Source organism: Pseudonocardia humida (assembly GCF_023898865.1).
Lineage (GTDB): Bacteria > Actinomycetota > Actinomycetes > Mycobacteriales > Pseudonocardiaceae > Pseudonocardia > Pseudonocardia humida.
In genome coordinates, this window is record NZ_JAGSOV010000044.1 from 25,629 (window position 1) to 42,612 (window position 16,984).

The 16,984-nt window shown below is 74.0% G+C and carries 17 protein-coding genes; 2 read left to right on the top strand and 15 right to left on the bottom strand.

All coding sequences use genetic code 11. The annotated features are described in order from the left end of the window. Positions 1–40: 40 nt before the first annotated feature. From KDL28_RS21240 to dapE, 5 genes are all read right to left on the bottom strand, one after another. Entirely contained in the window at positions 41–970 is a 930-nt protein-coding gene (locus tag KDL28_RS21240) for a glucosyl-3-phosphoglycerate synthase (RefSeq protein WP_256502306.1), read from the bottom strand. A 56-nt stretch (positions 971–1,026) separates the two neighbouring features. Next, positions 1,027–1,842: a dihydropteroate synthase gene (folP, locus tag KDL28_RS21245; RefSeq protein ID WP_252441262.1), complete on the bottom strand. Its 816-nt coding sequence runs from the start codon at positions 1,840–1,842 to the stop codon at positions 1,027–1,029. Between the two features lie 88 nt (positions 1,843–1,930). After that, on the bottom strand, positions 1,931–2,506 hold the full coding sequence (locus tag KDL28_RS21250; RefSeq protein WP_252441204.1) for an LOG family protein: 576 nt from the start codon (positions 2,504–2,506) through the stop codon (positions 1,931–1,933). A 70-nt stretch (positions 2,507–2,576) separates the two neighbouring features. Next, complete coding sequence (locus KDL28_RS21255) at positions 2,577–3,368, bottom strand: LOG family protein (protein WP_252441205.1); 792 nt, start codon at positions 3,366–3,368, stop codon at positions 2,577–2,579. Positions 3,369–3,410: 42 nt separating this feature from the next. Next, positions 3,411–4,484: a succinyl-diaminopimelate desuccinylase gene (dapE, locus tag KDL28_RS21260; protein ID WP_252441206.1), complete on the bottom strand. Its 1,074-nt coding sequence runs from the start codon at positions 4,482–4,484 to the stop codon at positions 3,411–3,413. Positions 4,485–4,525: 41 nt separating this feature from the next. Between dapE and dapD the strand changes: the two genes are divergently transcribed. Then, complete coding sequence (gene dapD / locus KDL28_RS21265) at positions 4,526–5,464, top strand: 2,3,4,5-tetrahydropyridine-2,6-dicarboxylate N-succinyltransferase (RefSeq protein ID WP_252441207.1); 939 nt, start codon at positions 4,526–4,528, stop codon at positions 5,462–5,464. 37 nt (positions 5,465–5,501) lie between these two features. On the opposite strand, the gene KDL28_RS21270 is transcribed toward dapD, so the two are convergent. Genes KDL28_RS21270 through fdxA form a run of 3 tightly spaced genes read right to left on the bottom strand, consistent with a single transcriptional unit; the run spans position 5,502 to position 8,249 of the window. Beyond that, a complete protein-coding gene (locus KDL28_RS21270; protein ID WP_252441208.1) occupies positions 5,502–6,737 on the bottom strand; it encodes an MFS transporter in 1,236 nt (411 codons plus the stop codon). A gap of 12 nt (positions 6,738–6,749) precedes the next feature. After that, positions 6,750–7,871, bottom strand: a complete 1,122-nt coding sequence (dapC, locus tag KDL28_RS21275) for a succinyldiaminopimelate transaminase (protein ID WP_252441209.1) — start codon at positions 7,869–7,871, stop codon at positions 6,750–6,752. Positions 7,872–7,922: 51 nt separating this feature from the next. Next, positions 7,923–8,249, bottom strand: a complete 327-nt coding sequence (gene fdxA, locus KDL28_RS21280; protein ID WP_252441210.1) for a ferredoxin — start codon at positions 8,247–8,249, stop codon at positions 7,923–7,925. Positions 8,250–8,383: 134 nt separating this feature from the next. On the opposite strand from fdxA, the gene KDL28_RS41610 reads away from it, so the two are divergent. Further along, a complete protein-coding gene (locus KDL28_RS41610) occupies positions 8,384–9,343 on the top strand; it encodes a GNAT family N-acetyltransferase (protein ID WP_252441211.1) in 960 nt (319 codons plus the stop codon). Here KDL28_RS41610 and KDL28_RS21290 read toward each other — a convergent pair. The 7 genes from KDL28_RS21290 to KDL28_RS21320 form a co-directional block, all read right to left on the bottom strand. Continuing rightward, positions 9,316–9,780: a hypothetical protein gene (locus tag KDL28_RS21290; RefSeq protein WP_252441212.1), complete on the bottom strand. Its 465-nt coding sequence runs from the start codon at positions 9,778–9,780 to the stop codon at positions 9,316–9,318. The genes KDL28_RS41610 and KDL28_RS21290 overlap by 28 nt on opposite strands. Continuing rightward, positions 9,777–10,673 carry an N-acetyl-1-D-myo-inositol-2-amino-2-deoxy-alpha-D-glucopyranoside deacetylase gene (mshB, locus tag KDL28_RS21295; protein WP_252441213.1) on the bottom strand — a complete coding sequence of 299 codons (897 nt, stop codon included), beginning with the start codon at positions 10,671–10,673 and terminating at the stop codon, positions 9,777–9,779. Before mshB ends, KDL28_RS21290 begins: the two co-directional genes overlap by 4 nt. 19 nt (positions 10,674–10,692) lie before the next feature. Continuing rightward, positions 10,693–11,748, bottom strand: coding sequence for an ABC transporter ATP-binding protein (locus tag KDL28_RS21300; RefSeq protein ID WP_252441214.1), 1,056 nt, complete (start codon positions 11,746–11,748; stop codon positions 10,693–10,695). A gap of 70 nt (positions 11,749–11,818) precedes the next feature. After that, the gene (locus KDL28_RS21305) at positions 11,819–12,820 is read right to left on the bottom strand and encodes an ABC transporter ATP-binding protein (RefSeq protein ID WP_308216039.1); all 1,002 of its coding nucleotides are present in this window, start codon (positions 12,818–12,820) and stop codon (positions 11,819–11,821) included. A gap of 116 nt (positions 12,821–12,936) precedes the next feature. Beyond that, entirely contained in the window at positions 12,937–13,890 is a 954-nt protein-coding gene (locus KDL28_RS21310; RefSeq protein ID WP_252441215.1) for an ABC transporter permease, read from the bottom strand. Beyond that, positions 13,883–14,863: an ABC transporter permease gene (locus KDL28_RS21315; RefSeq protein ID WP_252441216.1), complete on the bottom strand. Its 981-nt coding sequence runs from the start codon at positions 14,861–14,863 to the stop codon at positions 13,883–13,885. The genes KDL28_RS21310 and KDL28_RS21315 overlap by 8 nt, the downstream gene beginning before the upstream one ends. A 209-nt stretch (positions 14,864–15,072) precedes the next feature. Then, a complete protein-coding gene (locus tag KDL28_RS21320) occupies positions 15,073–16,845 on the bottom strand; it encodes an ABC transporter family substrate-binding protein (RefSeq protein WP_252441217.1) in 1,773 nt (590 codons plus the stop codon). Between the last annotated feature and the right edge of the window lie 139 nt (positions 16,846–16,984).

Consider the following 16,984-nt stretch of genomic DNA (forward strand, 5'->3'; position numbering starts at 1 on the left):
CGCGGCCCGTCGCCCGCCCGGATGGCGCCGCCCGCCGGCCTCAGCGGACGAGGACCTCGCGCATCGGGGGTCGGTCGGCCACGGCGACCGGGGTGGAGGTCGCCAGCCACTCGCCGTCGACCTGCAGGAACTGCACGAGTGCGCCGCCGGCGTCCGGCACGCCGAGCCGGCCGAGCGCCGCGGCCAGGATCTGGCGGGCCATCGCGCCCAGCTGCACCAGCGACCGGTTGCGGTGCTTGCGCACCCCCAGGTTGACCTGGGCGATGCCGTCGACGCCGGTGCGCTCGAAGGTGTCGAGCAGCAGGCCGATCTCCACCCCGTAGCCCGCGGCGAACGGCACCGACTCCAGCAGCGCGCGGGTGCCGGCGTACTCGCCGCCCAGCGGTTGAACGACGCCGGCGAGCTCGGGGCGCAGCGCGGCCAGCAGCGGGCGGACCAGCAGCTCGGTGACGCGGCCGCCGCCCGTGTCGGCCTGGGTGGTCTCCAGCCGCAGCGGGCGCCGGTAGAAGCCCTTGACCAGCTCGACGCCCGTCTCGACCAGCAGCGGGCCGAGCAGCGCCGGGACGAAGCCGGGGTCGAAGTCGACGAGGTCGGAGTCGATGTAGCAGATGACGTCGCCGGTGGTGGCGGCCAGCGAGCGCCACAGCACCTCGCCCTTGCCCTCGCGCGGCTCCAGGTCGGCCAGGACGTCGGTGCGCAGCACGACGCGCGCGCCTGCCGCGGCCGCCACCTCGACGGTGCGGTCGGTCGAGCCGGAGTCGACCACGACGAGCTCGTCGACCAGCGGGGCCGGGCCCGTGGTCAGCCCGACGATGGCCGCGACGATCGCGCCGACCGTCGCCTCCTCGTCGAGCGCGGGCAGCACCACCGACACCCGGCGGCCCGCCTTGGCCGCCACCAGCTCGTCGACGGTCCACGACGGTTCCTGCCACGTGCGGCGGGCGAACCACTGCTCGGTCACGGCGTCCATGGGCACTCCTGGCTGCTCGTCCGGTCCGGGGAGACCGGCGGCGCTGCCGGGGCGCGTCAGGCCAGCCCGCGCACCGTCCGCCGCGGCGGACGGGTGCCGGTGATGGCGGCGACCATGTCCACCGTACGACGGGTCGCGGTCACCTCGTGCGCGCGGAAGATCCGGGCGCCGGCCGCGGCGGCCAGCGCGGTGGCCGCCAGGGTGCCCTCCAGCCGGTCGGTGACGGCCGTGACGCCCAGCGCCTCGCCGACGAAGTCCTTGTTCGACAGGGCCATCAGCACCGGCCAGCCGGTGGCGACCAGGTCGGCGCAGCGGCGCAGCAGGGCCAGGCCGTGGAAGGTGTTCTTGCCGAAGTCGTGGGTGGGGTCGATGAGGATGCCCTCGCGCGGCACGCCCAGCGCCGCGAGCCGCTCCGCCTGCCCGCACACCTCGTCGATCACCTCGGCGACGACGTCGGCGTAGCGGACGCGGTGCGGCCGGGTGCGCGGCCGCGCGGCCCCGGTGTGCGAGCAGACGATGCCGACGCCGGTCGCGGCGGCGACCTCGCCCAGGCCGGGGTCGTGCCCGGCCCAGGTGTCGTTGAGCAGGTCGGCGCCCTCGGCCACGGCGAGCCTGCCGACCTCGGCGCGCCAGGTGTCCACGCTGATCACCAGGTCGGGGTGGCGGTCGCGGACGGCCGCCACGAACGGCACCACCCGGCGGATCTCCTCGCCCACGTCGACGTCGGGGCCGGGACCGGCCTTGACCCCGCCGATGTCGACGATGTCGGCGCCCTCGGCCACCACCGCGTCGACCCTGGCCATGGCGGCGTCGTCGGCGAACGCGGCGCCCCGGTCGTAGAACGAGTCGGGCGTGCGGTTGACGATGGCCATGACCAGCGCCCGGTCCTGGGCGGGCTCCCGGGTGCCGAACCGCAGCCGTGGCGGCTGCCCGGCCGTCACCCGTGCCGTCGCCGGGCCGTCATCGGACCATGCGCGAGACGTCGGCCTCGCCGACCTCGGCCGCGCACGCGTCCAGCGCGGCGTCGACGTCGGTGGTGACGATCAGCCGCTCGATCGCCGCGGGCACGACGAAGCCGCGGTCGCGCAGCCCGCCGACCCACTCGAGCAGGCCGGTGTAGTGGCCGTACGGGTCGAGCAGGACCACCGGCTTGGCGTGCATGCCGAGGTAGCCCGACGTCCACACCTCGAACAGCTCCTCGCAGGTGCCGAGGCCGCCGGGCAGCGCGAGGAAGGCGTCGGCGTGGGCCTCCATCAGCGCCTTGCGGTCGCGCATGGTGTCGACCAGCAGCAGCTCGTCGGACTCGTGGTCGGCCCACTCCCGGTCGACCAGCGCGTGCGGGATGACCCCGGTCGTGCGCGCGCCGCCCAGCCGGGCCGCCGCGCCGACGGCGCCCATCATCGAGTGCCGCCCGCCGCCGGACACCAGGGCCCAGCCGCGCTCGGCGATCCCGCGCCCGACCGCCGCGGCCAGCTCCCGGTTCTCCGGCGCGATGCCCTCGATCGATGCGCAGTAGACGCACACCGAGAGACTCAACGCTCTCCCTCGCCGCGCTCGGTCGGCGCTTCGCGGAGCGCTGTGTCGAAGGTTTCGCTCGCAAGCTCGCTCAATGCGCTTCCTCCCACGCCCGGTAGGCCTCGTGCACGACCTTCACGGCGTCGTCGACGTCGTCGGTGACGTGCAGCAGGGCCAGGTCCTTCTCACCGACCTTGCCCCCGCCGAGCACCTTGTCGGCGATCCAGTCGTAGAGCCCACCCCAGTACTCGCTGCCCAGCAGCACCACCGGGAACTTGGTGACCTTCTTGGTCTGCACCAGGGTCAGCGCCTCGAACAGCTCGTCGAGGGTGCCGAAGCCGCCGGGCAGGCACACGAACGCCTGCGAGTACTTCACGAACATCGTCTTGCGGGTGAAGAAGTACCGGAAGTTGATGCCCAGGTCGACCCAGTCGTTGAGGCCCTGCTCGAAGGGCAGCTCGATGCCCAGCCCGATGCTGAAGCCGCCGGCGTCCTTGCAGCCGCGGTTGGCCGCCTCCATCACGCCCGGCCCGCCGCCGGTGATCACCGCGTAGCCCGCCTCGGCCAGCGCCGCGCCGAGCACGACGCCCTGCTGGTACTCCGGGTGGTCGCGCGGGGTGCGCGCCGAGCCGAACACCGTGACGGCCCGGGGCACCTCGGCCAGCCCGCCGAAGCCCTCGACGAACTCGGCCTGGATGCGCAGCACGCGCCAGGGGTCGGTGTGCACCCAGTCGCTGGGCCCGCGGGAGTCGAGCAGGCGCTGGTCGGTGGTTGTCGGCTCGTCGCGGTACAGGCCGCGCAGCACCACCGGGCCGCGCTGCTTCTCCTGCGGGTGGCGCGCGGCTCGGCTCTGCTCGGGGCGCGGCGCCCCGGTCTCACTCATGGGCCCAGGGTAGTGAGGCCCCGCGGGGCGCCCCCGTCGCCGTCAGGTGAGGAAACGGCGAAGGGTGGCGGTCACCTCGGTGATCTCCCGGGTGTCCACGTGCTCCTCGCGGGTGTGGGCCAGGTTCGGGTCGCCGGGGCCGTAGTTGACGGCCGGGATGCCGAGCGCGGCGAAGCGGGCGACGTCGGTCCAGCCGAACTTGGCCCGCGGGGCCCCCCCGGCCGCGGCCAGGAACTCGCGGGCGGCCGGGGCGCCCAGGCCGGGCAGCGCGCCGGGGGCGCTGTCGGTGACGACCGCGTCGAAGCCGTCCAGGACCTCCCGGACGTGCTTCTCCGCGGCGGCGACGTCGCGGTCGGGGGCGAACCGGAAGTTGACCGTCACCACGCACTCGTCGGGGACGACGTTGCCGGCCACCCCGCCGGTGATCCGCACGGCCTGCAGGCCCTCGCGGTACTCGCAGCCGTCGATGTCGACCCGGCGCGGCCGGTAGCGGGCGAGCCGGTCGAGCATCCCGCCCGCGGCGTGCACGGCGTTGTCGCCGAGCCAGGAGCGGGCCGAGTGGGCGCGCCTGCCGCGGGTGGTCACCTCGACGCGCAGCGTGCCCTGGCAGCCCGCCTCGATCGTGGCCGCCGTCGGCTCGCCCAGCAGGGCCAGGTCGGCGTCGAGCCAGTCGCGGTGCTCGCGCTCGATGCGGCCCAGGCCGTTGCGGTCGGCCTCGACCTCCTCGCAGTCGTAGAAGACCAGGGTGAGGTCGTGGCGGGGCTCGGTCAGGGTGGCGGCCAGGTGGGCGATGACGGCGTCGCCGGACTTCATGTCGGTGGTGCCGCAGCCGTGCAGCAGGTGGCCCTCGCGCCGGCTGGGCACGTTGTCGGCGATGGGCACGGTGTCGATGTGCCCGGCCAGCAGCACCCGCTGCGCGCGGCCGAGGTTCGTCCGGGCCAGCACCGCGTGGCCCGAGCGCAGCAGCTCCAGGTGCGGGGCCTGCGCGCGCAGCGCCCGCTCCAGCGCGTCGGCGAGCGCCCCCTCCTCGCCGGAGACGCTCGGGACGTCGACGAGCGCGGCGCAGAGGTCGATCGGGTCGGCGGTGAGGTCGAGGTCGATGACGGCGTCGGTCACCGCAGGCACGGTACCCGCGGGGGACCCGGGATGATGGTGCGGTGACTACCGCACCGCGCCCGGAAGGCGCATCGGGGACCGGCCTGGCCACCACCGCCGCGGACGGCACGATCCTGGACACCTGGTTCCCGGCGCCCGCGCTGGGCCGGGACGCGCCCGACCGCTCGGCCGACCTGGAGCCGCTGGCCGGTGTCGACGCGGCGCGCGGCGTCGAGACCGTGGTTGTGCGCACGGCGATCGAGTCGCTGGCCGACCCGCCGGTCGACGCGCACGACGTGTACCTGCGGCTGCACCTGCTCAGCCACCGCGTGATCGCGCCGCACGAGGCCAACCTGGACGGCCAGTTCGGGCTGCTGGCCAACGTCGTGTGGACCGACCGGGGCCCGTGCGCCGTGACCGACTTCGAGCTCACCCGGGCCCGGCTGCGCGCGACCGGCCCGGTGACCGTGCACAGCGTCGACAAGTTCCCCCGCATGGTCGACTACGTGCTGCCCACCGGCGTGCGGATCGCCGACGCCGACCGGGTCCGGCTGGGCGCGCACCTCGCCCCCGGCACGACCGTCATGCACGAGGGCTTCGTCAACTTCAACGCCGGGACGCTGGGCACCTGCATGATCGAGGGCCGGATCTCGGCCGGGGTCGTGATCGGCGACGGCAGCGACCTCGGCGGGGGCGCGGCGGCCATGGGCACGCTGTCCGGCGGGGGCAAGGAGGTCATCTCCGTCGGCAGGCGCTGCCTGATCGGGTCGAACGCCGGCATCGGCATCTCCCTCGGCGACGACTGCGTGGTCGAGGCCGGCCTCTACGTGACCGCGGGCACCAAGGTCACGCTGGTCGACGGCGGCGACGTGGTGGCCGCGCGCACGCTGTCCGGGCACAACGGGCTGCTGTTCCGGCGCAACTCGGTCTCCGGCGCGGTCGAGGTGCTCGCCCGCACCGGGGAGGGCATCGCGCTCAACTCCGCGCTGCACGCGAACTGATCCCGCCTCCCCGTCGAGAACGACGACAGGGGATCGATCAGTGCGATGGTGATCCCGCCCCGTCGTTCTCGACGGGTGGGGGGCGGTCGCCGATCGCGATGATCCCGGCGCCCTGGACCGCCCCGGCCACCAGCAGCACGGCGAGCGCGGCCGCGAATCCGGCGGTGAGGTCGATGAGCACGCCCATCAGCAGCGGCACCAGCCCGGCGCAGACGTAGCCGGTGCCCAGGGCCAGCCCGCTGGTGGCCGCGCTGGCCGCGCCGTCGGCGGTGCGCCAGGCGATCACGCTGAGCCCGAGCGGGAAGCCGGCCCCGAGGCCGAAGCCCATCAGCGCGATCCACCCCCACGGACCGACGAGCGGCGGCTGCGGCCAGGCCAGCACCCCCACCGCGCCGACCAGCGCGCAGGCCAGGGTGATCCCGGACCAGAACCGCCAGCGGCGGCTGCGCTCGGCCAGCACCGGCACCACCAGGGCGGACGGGATCTGCGCCAGGCTCCACACCGCGATCAGCAGCCCGGCGCCCTGCGGGCTCCAGCCCAGGCCCTCGTAGTAGGGCGCGAGCCAGGTCAGGCCCCCGTAGAACATCGACGACGTGCCGAGCTGGTAGACCGTGACCCGGCGGGCGAACGAGCTGCGCCACGGCGCCGCGGGCGCCGGCCGCGCGGAGCCCGGGGCGGGGCGCCCGGCCCGTCGGGCCACCGGCACCCACAGCCCGAGGGCCAGCGCCGCAGGCGCGGCCCAGACGGCGAGCGAGAACGACCAGCCGCCCAGCACCACCGCCAGCGGCACCGCGACCGCCCCGGCCGTCGTCGCGCCGATCATCATCGACACCGTGTAGCCGCCGGTCACCGCGCCCGCCCGATCGGGCAGGTGCTCCTTGACCACGCCGGCCAGCAGCACCCCGGCCAGCCCCACGCCCAGCCCCAGCACCAGGCTGCCCGCCACCAGCGCGCCGAGCGCAGGCACCCCCCGGACCAGGCTGCCCAGCGCGACCAGGCCGACCGCGACGCCCAGCGCGGTCTCGCGGCCGAACCGCAGCCCGACCGCGGAGCCGGCGAACGAGCCGACCGCCATCATCAGCACCGCCCCGGACTGCACCAGCCCGGCCGCGCCCGCGGACAGGGCGAGGTCCTCGCGGGCGGTCTCCAGCAGCGGCGGGTAACCGGCCAGCGCCGCGCGCAGGTTGACGGCCAGCGCGAGCAGGCCCAGCAGCACGGTCAGCGGGCGCACGGCGGGAGCCGCGCCCGCGGCGCGCCCCGACGGCGGGGTCAACTCGGGGTCATCTCAGCCGGTCGCCGCCGATCCGGTGGCCGCCCGCGCCTCGGCCAGTCGGCCGATCGCCGCGTCGATCCGCTCGTCGGTGGCGGTGAGCGCGACGCGCACGTGCCGCCCCCCGGTGGGGCCGTAGAACTCGCCGGGGGCGACCAGGATCCCCAGCCCGGCCAGCTCGTGCACCACCTCCCGGCAGGGCCGCCCGTCGGTGGCCCAGAGGTAGAGCCCGGCCTCGGAGTGCTCGATGGTCATCCCGTAGGACTCCAGGGCCGCGCGCAACCGGGAGCGGCGTGCGGCGTACGTAGCCGCCTGTGCGGCGACCCCGTCGTCGTCGGCGGCGGCCGCGGCCATCGCCGCCTGCACCGGCCGCGGCACGATCATGCCGGCGTGCTTGCGGATCTCCAGCAGGCCCGCCACCAGCTGCGGGTCGCCGGTGAGGAACCCGGCCCGGTAGCCGGCGAGCCCGGAGGACTTCGACATCGAGTGCACGGCCAGCAGGCCATCGGCCGACCCGCCGCACACCTCGGGGTGCAGGATCGAGGTGGCCCCGTCCGACAGGGACAGGTAGCACTCGTCGGAGGCGACGACCGTGCCGCGCTCGCGGGCCCAGTCGACCACCTTGCGCAGGTGCTCGGGCGGCAGCACGCGCCCGGTCGGGTTGGAGGGTGAGTTCACCCACACCAGGGCGACGCGGCGGGGGCCGAGCGCGGTCGTCGAGTCGGACCGGACGACCTCGGCGCGGGCCAGCAGTGCGCCCACCTCGTAGGTGGGGTAGGCCAGCGGGGGCACGACCACGGTGGCCCCGGGCCCCAGGCCCAGCAGCGTGGGCAGCCAGGCCACCAGCTCCTTCGAGCCGATCGTGGGCAGCACGGTGGCGGGGTCGACCCGCACCCCGAAGCGGCGGTGCAGGCTCGCCGCCACGGCCTCGCGCAACGACTCCGGCCCGTGGGTGGTGGGGTAGCCGGGGTCGTCGGCGGCGGGGCCGGCCAGCGCGGCGCGCACCGCCGGGGAGATCGGGTCGACCGGGGTGCCGACCGAGAGGTCGACCATCCCGTCCGGGTGGCCCGCGGCCAGCGACTTGTCGCCGGCCAGGGAGTCCCAGGGGAAGTCGGGCAGGGTCGGGGCGGGCGTCACGGCGCGAGTATCACACCGGCTGGGCCGCGCGGCCCGTGCGCCCGACGAGGGTCACTCGTCGTGCTCCTGCGGGGGCAGGCTGGCGGCCGGCTCGACGTCGCGCTCGATCTTGCCGATCTTGGACGCGCCGCCGGGCGAGCCCAGCTCGTCGAAGAAGTCGACGTTGGCCTTGGTGTAGGCGGCCCACTGCTCGGGCACGTCGTCCTCGTAGTAGATGGCCTCGACCGGGCACACCGGCTCGCATGCCCCGCAGTCGACGCACTCGTCGGGGTGGATGTACATCATCCGGCCGCCCTCGTAGATGCAGTCCACCGGACACTCCTCGATGCACGCCTTGTCGAGGAGGTCGACGCAGGGCTCGGCGATCACGTAGGTCACGGACGGTCCTCACGATTCTGGCAGTTCAGGGAAGGTCCCAGTATGTATCCCGATCCCGACCGTACGGTATGGGGGGCGGTGTGACCCGCGCCCTCCTCCCGGGATGGAAGCCCGGTTCCGGGCACGATGCGGGGGTGCGCATCGGCGGGGATCTGATCGGTCGGCGGGTGGCCCTGCGGTTCCGGATCGGCGAGCGCGACGGCCGCCCGCTCTACCGCGACGCGGTGGGCGAGCTGAGCGCCGATGGCGACGAGCTCGTCGTCTCCACGCGCAAGGGCCCGGTGCGCGCCGCCCGAACGGCGGTGGTCGCGGTCCGTGCGGTGCCGCCTGCCGTGCCGCGCCGGGCCCCGCTCGCCGCGGTGACCCGGTTGGAGGAGCTGTGCGCCGACGCCTGGCCCGCCGTCGTGGACCGCCCGCTGGGCGGCTGGCGGCTGCGGGCGGCAGGCGGCTACACCGGCCGGGCCAACTCCGCGCTGGCCGTCGGCGACCCGGGGATGCCGGTCGCGGCCGCCCTCGACGTGCTGCGCGGGTTCGCCGTCGAGCACGCCATCCCGGCGCGGGTGCAGGCGCCGATCGGCTCGCCGTGGGACGCGGCGGTCGCCCGGGAGGGCTGGGTCCTCGACAGCGGGCACGAGGCCGGGGCCGAGGTCTCGGTGATGGTCGCCGACCTCGCGGCGCTGCCCCGCAGGCCGGGGCCGGTCGTGGAGGTGCCCGAGCGGCCGTCGGCGCAGTGGTGGGGCCTGGGCGGGGACGGCGAGCCGAGCCCGGCGAAGCGGCACGTGCTCGACCCCGGCGGCTCGCCGCGCACGGCGTTCCTGCTGGCCCGCGGGGCCGACGGGGAGCCGGTCGGGCGGTTGCGGGCCACCGCCGTCGCCGACCACCTGCACCTGTCGGTGCTCGACGTGCTGCCCACCGAGCGCCGCAAGGGCCTGGCCACGACGCTGGTGGGGGTGGCCGCCGACTGGGGCGGGGCCGCCGCGGCGCGCTGGGCGGTGCTGCAGGTGGCGCTGCACAACACGGGGGCTCGGGCGCTGTACGGACGGCTCGGCTTCGTCGAGCACCACCGCTACCGGTACCTGGTGCCGCCGTCCTGACCGGATGCCCCGGCCGACGCCGGGGAGGGCGCCGCGCGCAGCCGCAGCGTCACCACGCCGGCCAGCAGGCCACCGCCGACCAGCACCAGCGACGTCCACACGGTGGTGGGAGCCATCGGCAGGATGGCGTCGCCGCCGGGACCCCACAGGCCCAGCACCAGCGTGACGAGCAACCACACCCACAGCGGCGCGCCCGCCACCGACGGGCGCGGGTCGATCTCGCCGGCCCGCAGCACCAGCCACGGCAGCACCAGGACCACCAGGACCGCGCCGATCGGGACCGGGACCGACCCGACGTAGTAGGGCGTGAAGACCAGCCCGATGCCGGCCAGCAGGATCGCGTCGAGCAGCAGCAGCCCGAGCAGCCCGCCCTCCAGCGCGGCATCGGACGGCGGCGGGACGGCGCGCCCCTTCGGCGGGTACGGCGCTTCGCTCATGCCGCGAGCCCGGCGAACAGGTCGTCGAGCAGGCCCGGTGCGGCGTCGGGCACGGTGAACTCCTCCGCGTCGAGCAGCGGCTGTGCGATGCCGTTGCTCAGCGCCCACACCACGGTGTCCTCGTCCGGTGCGGCCGGCGTCCACACCTCGACCTGGGTGGCGTGCGCGCGCAGCGCGGCGACCCTGGCCGCGCGCGCGCCGGTCACGTCGATCCGGGCGGTGATCTCGGCGTCGGCCACCGCGGGCAGCTCCCGCGGGGCGGGCAGCCGGAACGGCAGGCCGGGCAGCGCCGAGATCCGGGCCAGCCCGGTGGCCAGCGCCGACCGCGAGACCGCGGTGAACGCCAGCCGCGCGGGCACCGGCGCGGCCGCCACCGCGGCCACCGTGATCTCGTGGGCGCGGACGTGGTCGGGGTGGCCGTAGCCGCCGTCGGCCGGGTAGGTGACGACCACCTGCGGGCGCACCTCGGCCAGCACCGCGACCAGGGCCTCGACCTGCGCGTCGAACGCCTCCGGCCGGGCGAGCGCCCGCGGGTGCAGGACCTCCGGCGTCGCCGCCCGCACACCGTGCCCGGCCAGCGCCATGCCCGAGTCGCGCCAGCGGCCCACCCCGCCCAGGAAGCGGTGGTCGACCGGGCCGAGCGCGGCGCAGGCCCCGGCCAGCTCACCGATCCGGAAACCGCCCAGCTGGTCGGCCTGCCCGGCCTCCAGCATCGCCAGCTCCGCCGGGATGACCTCGCCCTGCTCCCCCAGCGTGCAGGTGACCAGGGTGACCGCGGTGTCCGGCTCCGCGGCGTAGCGGGCGATGGTGCCGCCGGTGCTCAGCGTCTCGTCGTCCGGGTGGGCGTGCACGAGCAGCAGCCTGCGGCCCGCGGCCGTCGGGGCACTGGTCACGCCGGCAACTCTACGGCCGTCAGATCAGCACCTTCTGCTCGGCGTAGTGGCAGGCGACGGGGTGCCCCTGGCCGCGGCCGACCAGCTCCGGGATGTCGTCGACGCAGCGGCGGCGCTCGTCCTCGGTCAGCTCGGCGGCGAACTTCGGGCAGCGCGTGCGGAACCGGCAGCCGCTAGGCGGGTCGGCCGGGCTGGGCAGGTCGCCGACCACCGTGATCCGCTCCCTGGCCCGCTCCTTGCGCGGGTCGGGCAGCGGGATCGCCGAGATCAGGGCCTGGGTGTAGGGGTGCCCCGGCCGCTCGAACAGGTCGGCCGCCGGGCCGGTCTCCACGATGCGGCCCAGGTACATCACCGCGATGCGGTCGGCCGTGTGCCGCACCACCGACAGGTCGTGCGACACGAACAGGTACGACAGGCCCAGCTCGGCCTGCAGCTCGTCGAGCAGGTTGAGCACGCCGGCCTGGATCGAGACGTCCAGCGCGGACACCGGCTCGTCGAGCACCAGCACCTTGGGCCGCAGGGCCAGCGCCCTGGCCACCCCGATGCGCTGGCGCTGCCCGCCGGAGAACTCGTGCGGGAAGCGGTTGCCGTGCTCGGGCTTGAGCCCGACCGTGCGCAGCAGGTCGCGCACCAGCTCGCGGCCGCCCTTGTCGTACATGTCGTGGATGCGCAGCGGCTCGGCCACGATCTCGTTGACCGGCATCCGGGGGTCGAGCGAGGCGTACGGGTCCTGGAAGACGATCTGCAGGTCGCGGCGCAGCGTCCGCAGCTGCTTCGGGGACAGCGCCGTGACGTCCTTGCCGCCGTAGAACACCTCGCCCGAGGTCGCCTTGATCAGGTTCAGCACCAGCCGGGCCGTCGTCGACTTGCCGCAGCCGGACTCGCCGACCAGCCCGAGCGTCTCGCCCTCCAGCAGCTCGAACGACACGTCGCACACCGCGTGGATGACGCCGACCTGGCGGCGGATCAGCCCGGTCGAGCGCACCGGGAAGTGCTTGACCAGGTTGCGGGCGCTCAGGATGGGCTCGGCGCCGCTCGCGCCGCCGCCGCCCTTGCTCACCGCCGGCGCGCTCATCGCACGGCCTCGCAGCGCTCGGCCGGCGCTTCGCGAAGGCGCTGTGCTGATGATTCGCTCGCAGGCTCGCTCATGCGAGCTCCTCGCTCTCTTCGACGAAGTGCGCCAGCGCCTCGGTGTCGGCGACCCCGGTGGTGAACACGTCGCCGGGCGACTTGCCGACCAGCTCGTCGGAGCGGTGGCACGCGGCCAGGTGCCCGGCGTCGGTGGTGGGCTCCAGCTCGGGCTCGCGCTCGTCGCACAGCGGGATGGCCAGCGGGCAGCGCGGGGTGAACGGGCAGCCCGGCGGCATGTTGACCACCGACGGCGGCGAGCCCGGGATCGGCGTCAGCCGCTCGCTGGGCCGGTCGAGCCGGGGCAGGCTGCCCAGCAGCCCGAAGGTGTAGGGCATCCGCGCGGTGTAGAAGACGTCCTCGGCGGTGCCGATCTCGACCGGCTTGCCGGCGTACATGACCAGGACGCGGTCGGCCTGGCCGGCGATCACCCCGAGGTCGTGGGTGATCAGCACCATGGCCGCGCCCGTCTCGGCCTGGGCCGCCTGCAGCGACTGCATGATCTGCGCCTGCACCGTGACGTCCAGCGCGGTGGTCGGCTCGTCGGCGATGATCACGTCGGGGTCGTTGGCCATCGCGATCGCGATGACGACCCGCTGGCGCATGCCGCCCGAGAGCTCGTGCGGGTAGGCCGAGAGCCGCTGCCCCGGGTTCGGGATGCGCACGAGTTCGAGCAGGTCGGCCGCGCGGTCGAGCGCGGCGGCCTTGGACACGCCGTGGTGCGCGCGGACCGCCTCGGCGATCTGGTACCCGACCGAGTAGACCGGGTTCAGCGAGGTCATCGGGTCCTGGAAGATCATCGAGATGTCGCGGCCGCGGACCTTGTTCAGCTCCGCCTCGCTCATCCCGATCAGCTCGCGGCCGCGGAAGCGCACCGAGCCCGACACCTTCGCCGTGCGGGGCAGCAGCCCCATCACCGCCAGCGAGGTGACCGACTTGCCCGAGCCCGACTCGCCGACGATGCCGAGCACCTCGCCGCCGCGCAGCGAGTAGTCGACCCCGCGGACGGCCTGCACCATGCCGTCCTCGCTCGGGAAGCCGACGGTGAGGCCGGAGACCTCCAGCACCGGGTCCGACGGGCGGACGGGCTCGGCGGCCCCCTCGGGCCTGCCGCCCGCCAGCACGTCCTCGGCGGTCACCGGCGGACCTTGGTCTGCTGCGGGTCGAGCGCGTCGCGCAGCCCGTCGCCGATGAAGTTGATGCACAGCGCGATCAGGATGATGAACAACCCCGGGAAGTAGAACAGCCACGGACGCGTGGACAGCGCCGTCTGCGCCTCGCTGACCAGCAGGCCCAGCGAGGTGTCCGGCGCGGTGACCCCGAAGCCCAGGTAGGACAGCGCGGTCTCGAGCAGGATCGCGACGGCGATCAGGATGGTGGCGTTGACGATGATGGCGCCCAGCGCGTTGGGCACCAGGTGGCGCAGGATGATCCGGACGTCGCTGGACCCGAGCGCCCTGGCCGCCTCGATGAACTCCTTCTCCCGCAGCGAGAGCACGACGCCGCGGGCGACGCGGGAGACGTAGGCCCAGTACAGCCCGGCGATCACCAGCGCGATCAGCCACCAGGTGCCGCCGAAGTTGTGCCCGAGCATGGCGGCCACCGCGATCAGCGGCAGGGTCAGGATCAGGTCGGAGACACGCATCATCAGCGTGTCGACCAGCCCGCCGAAGTACCCGGCGACCGCTCCCCAGATGGTGCCGACGACGGTGGCGAACAGCGCCACCAGCACCGCGATCTGCAGCGAGATCTGGGTGCCGCGCAGCACCTGGGCGAACTGGTCGCGGCCGGCGGAGTCGGTGCCGAAGGGGTGCTCCCAGGAGGGGGGCTCGGACTCGTCGGGGGTGTACTCGCCGAACTTGTACTTCCACAGCGCGCCGCCGACGTAGGCCAGCAGGACCAGCAGGACCAGCACGACGAGGCTGACCATCGCCAGCCGGTGCTGCAGGAAGCGGCGCAGCACCAACTGGAACTGGCTGCGCTCCGCGACGGTGAACTCGCGCTCGGCCCGCCCGCTCGGGCCCGGCTGCGCGCCCCCGGCGGGCGCCCCCGGTGCGGGGGTGGTCGTGGTGGTGGTCGGCTCAGGCATATCGGATCCTCGGGTCGAGGACTGCGTAGAGCAGGTCGGCGATCAGGTTGAACAGGATCACCACGGTGGCGGTGACGAGCAACCAGGCCATCGTCGCGTAGACGTCGTCGGTGGCGATCGCGTTGAGCAGGAAGTCGCCCATCCCGCGCCACTGGAACACCCGCTCGGTGACCACGGCACCGCTGATGATGGAGGCGAGGTCGAGCGCGGTGACCGTGGTCAGCGGGATCAGCGCGTTGCGCAGCCCGTGCCGGACGGTCACCGTGCGCTGGGGCAGGCCCTTGGCCCGGGCCAGCCGGATGTAGTCGGAGTTCATCACCTCGAGCATCGAGGCGCGCTGGTAGCGGCTCCAGGCCGCGTAGGAGATCAGCGCCAGGGAGATGGTGGGCAGCACCATGTGCCCGGCGATGTCGGCCAGCCGTTCCCCGAACGAGCCCTGGAAGTTCGGGGTGGCCTCGCCGATCGTGTAGATGACCGAGTCGCCCACCGCCAGGTTGAACTCGATGCCTGCCTGCTTGAGCAGGATCGCCAGCCAGAACGCCGGCATCGACAGGAACAGGAAGCCGAAGAAGGTCGCGCCGTAGTCGACCAGCGAGTACTGCTTGACCGCGCTCACCACGCCGACCACGACGGCCAGCACGAGCGCGACGATCATCGCCAGCGCGATCAGCCGCAGCGTGACCAGGAAGCGGTCGCCGATCTCGTCGCCGATGACCCGGGCCGGGTTCACCGACGGGCCGAAGTCGCCCTGGAAGATCCCGGTCAGCCACTGCCAGTAGCGCGACAGCAGCGGGTCGTCCAGCCGCAGCCGCTCGGTCTCGTTCGCGATCGTCTGCGGGGGTGGTGGGGGGTTGCGCGCGAGGAGCGGGTCGAGCGGGTCGCCTGCCGCGGAGGCCAGCACGAACACCACGAAGGATGAGATGAGCAGCACCGGGATCGATATCGCGATCCGGCGGAGGGTGAAGGCGAGCATGGAGGTCTTCCCTGCAGGCGGTGGGACCGGTGCGGGGGGGGGGGGGGGGGGCCGCCCCCCCCCCCCGGGGGGGGGGCCCCCCCCCGGGGGGGGGGGGGGGGGGGGGGGGGCCCCGGGGGGGGGGGGCGCGGGGCGGGGGGGCCGGGGGGGGGGCCCCCCGGACCGGACTGCGAGGTTCAACCCGGCCGGGGCCGGGGTGGTGCGCGGCGTCAGCCCTGCCGCAGACCCCACTCCGCGATGTTGTACGTGGCGCTGTCGAGACTGGCGTTGTCCCGAGCGTTGCCGATGTTGTCCTTGATCGCCAGGTACGTCGGCTTCTGGTACAGCGGCAGCATCGCCGACACGTCCAGCACCATCTTGTCGGCCTCGTTCAGCTTGGCCAGCGCGTCGGCGGCGTCGGTCGACGCGGCGGCCTGGTTGAGCAGCGCGTCCAGCTCGGGGATGCGGGTCTTGGTGTAGTTGCTCGCCGAGGTGGAGACGAAGTTCTGCTGCGCGTTGCTGAACGGGAAGGGCGAGCTGATGTAGGCGAAGACGATGGCGTCGTAGTCGCCCGCGCCCAGCGAGGTGCCCAGCGAGTCGGTGGTCGTGGGCTGGAAGGTGACCCCGAGCTGCTGGGCCGCCGCGGCGAAGATCTCCGACTGGGTCTGCCGGATGGCGTTGCCGACGGTGTAGACGATGCGCATCGGCGGGACGGCCTGGCCGTCCGGGGCGACCAGCGCGGTGCCCACACCGGTGTAGCCGGCGTCGGTCAGGATCTTCTTGGCCGCCTCGACGTCACCGGAGCCCTTGCCGGAGTCGCCGATGTTGTCCTGGTAGCCCTCCAGGCCCGGCAGCAGCATCGTGCTCTTGAGCGGCTCGACCTCGTCGTTGAACTGGCCGACGGTCTTGTCGATCATGTCCTGGACGTTGGTCGCCGTGGCGAGCGCGTCGCGCAGCGGCTCGGCGGCCAGGAAGGGGTTGTCGGCGTTGAAGTCGATGTGCTCCCAGGACAGGCCCAGCGACTGCTGCTGGGAGACGCCCGGGATGTTGGCGACCTGGGCGACCAGGTCGACCTGCGGCTGCGGCATGATCACCTGGACCTCGTCGTTCTGCAGGGCCACCGGCTCCTGCGTCGCGTCGGTGATGATCCGGTAGACCACGCGGTCGAGCTTGGGCTTGACCGCGCCGTACCACTGCGGGTTGGGCACGGCGGTCAGCGCGGTGTTCGGCTCCCAGTTCTCGACCTGGTAGGGCCCGCCCGAGTAGGTGGGGACCGTGCCGACGAAGTAGGTCTCGGCCGCCTTCAGGCCCGGCCCGGTGTTGTAGTCACCCTGCTGGGCGGCGATGTGCGCCGGGTAGAGGGGCGCGCCCGCGCTCCAGAGGTTCTTCCAGTCGGTGAAGGGCTCGGCGAAGGTGACGGTGACGGTCTTGCCGTTGTTCGACCCCACCACCGAGGCGACCTTGTCGTAGCCGGACGTGCTGGCCGGCGTGCAGTCGGGGCAGGTCTTCCCGTCCTGGTACTTCCAGGTGAAGATGAAGTCCTCGGCCGAGATCGGGGTGCCGTCGTTCCAGACCGCCTCCGGCTTGATCTCGTAGACGATCGTCTGCGGCGAGGCGCTGGTCTGCTCCGCGGAGGTGAAGACGTTCTCGTTCAGCGCGACCGACAGGTCGGGCAGGGTCGCGAACGTGAACGGCAGCCAGGTCTTGATGGCGTTCGACTGCGGCGAGACGTTCCCGTCGCTGTGGATCAGCATCCAGTTGTCGATGTTCTTCTCGAGCGCGACCGTGATCTCCCCGCCCTGCTGCAGCTGGTCGGCGGGGACCGAGTTGCAGTCGTTGGGGTTGTCGGCGCAGTCGGCCAGGACGCCGCCCTGGGAGGTCTGCTCGGCCGCGCCGCCACCACCCTCGCCACCGGCGTTGCCGCCGCCACCCCCGCACGCGGCGAGCAACAGCGTCGCGGCCGCGCTCAGCGCGACCAGGGACGCTGCCCGTGTTCTCCTCATCGACTCCCGACCCTTTCCTCTACTGGGTGTCCTGATCGGACGCCCGGACTCCGGCGGAGGACTCCGTCCATGTCGACGGACCGGCATCCCCCGAACCAAGGCACCGTAGAAACCGGTTGACCTCACCGTCACCGGCGAC

Bases quoted from the DNA above. Each gene is read 5' to 3' on its own strand.
- KDL28_RS21315 (WP_252441216.1), bottom strand. From the start codon at position 14,863: ATGCTCGCCTTCACCCTCCGCCGGATCGCGATATCGATCCCGGTGCTG.
- KDL28_RS21290 (WP_252441212.1), bottom strand. From the start codon at position 9,780: ATGAGCGAAGCGCCGTACCCGCCGAAGGGGCGCGCCGTCCCGCCGCCG.
- KDL28_RS21300 (WP_252441214.1), bottom strand. From the start codon at position 11,748: ATGAGCGCGCCGGCGGTGAGCAAGGGCGGCGGCGGCGCGAGCGGCGCC.
- KDL28_RS21240 (WP_256502306.1), bottom strand. From the start codon at position 970: ATGGACGCCGTGACCGAGCAGTGGTTCGCCCGCCGCACGTGGCAGGAA.
- KDL28_RS21320 (WP_252441217.1), bottom strand. From the start codon at position 16,845: ATGAGGAGAACACGGGCAGCGTCCCTGGTCGCGCTGAGCGCGGCCGCG.
- folP (WP_252441262.1), bottom strand. From the start codon at position 1,842: ATGGCCATCGTCAACCGCACGCCCGACTCGTTCTACGACCGGGGCGCC.
- KDL28_RS21310 (WP_252441215.1), bottom strand. From the start codon at position 13,890: ATGCCTGAGCCGACCACCACCACGACCACCCCCGCACCGGGGGCGCCC.
- KDL28_RS21305 (WP_308216039.1), bottom strand. From the start codon at position 12,820: ATGGTGCAGGCCGTCCGCGGGGTCGACTACTCGCTGCGCGGCGGCGAG.
- KDL28_RS21255 (WP_252441205.1), bottom strand. From the start codon at position 3,368: ATGAGTGAGACCGGGGCGCCGCGCCCCGAGCAGAGCCGAGCCGCGCGC.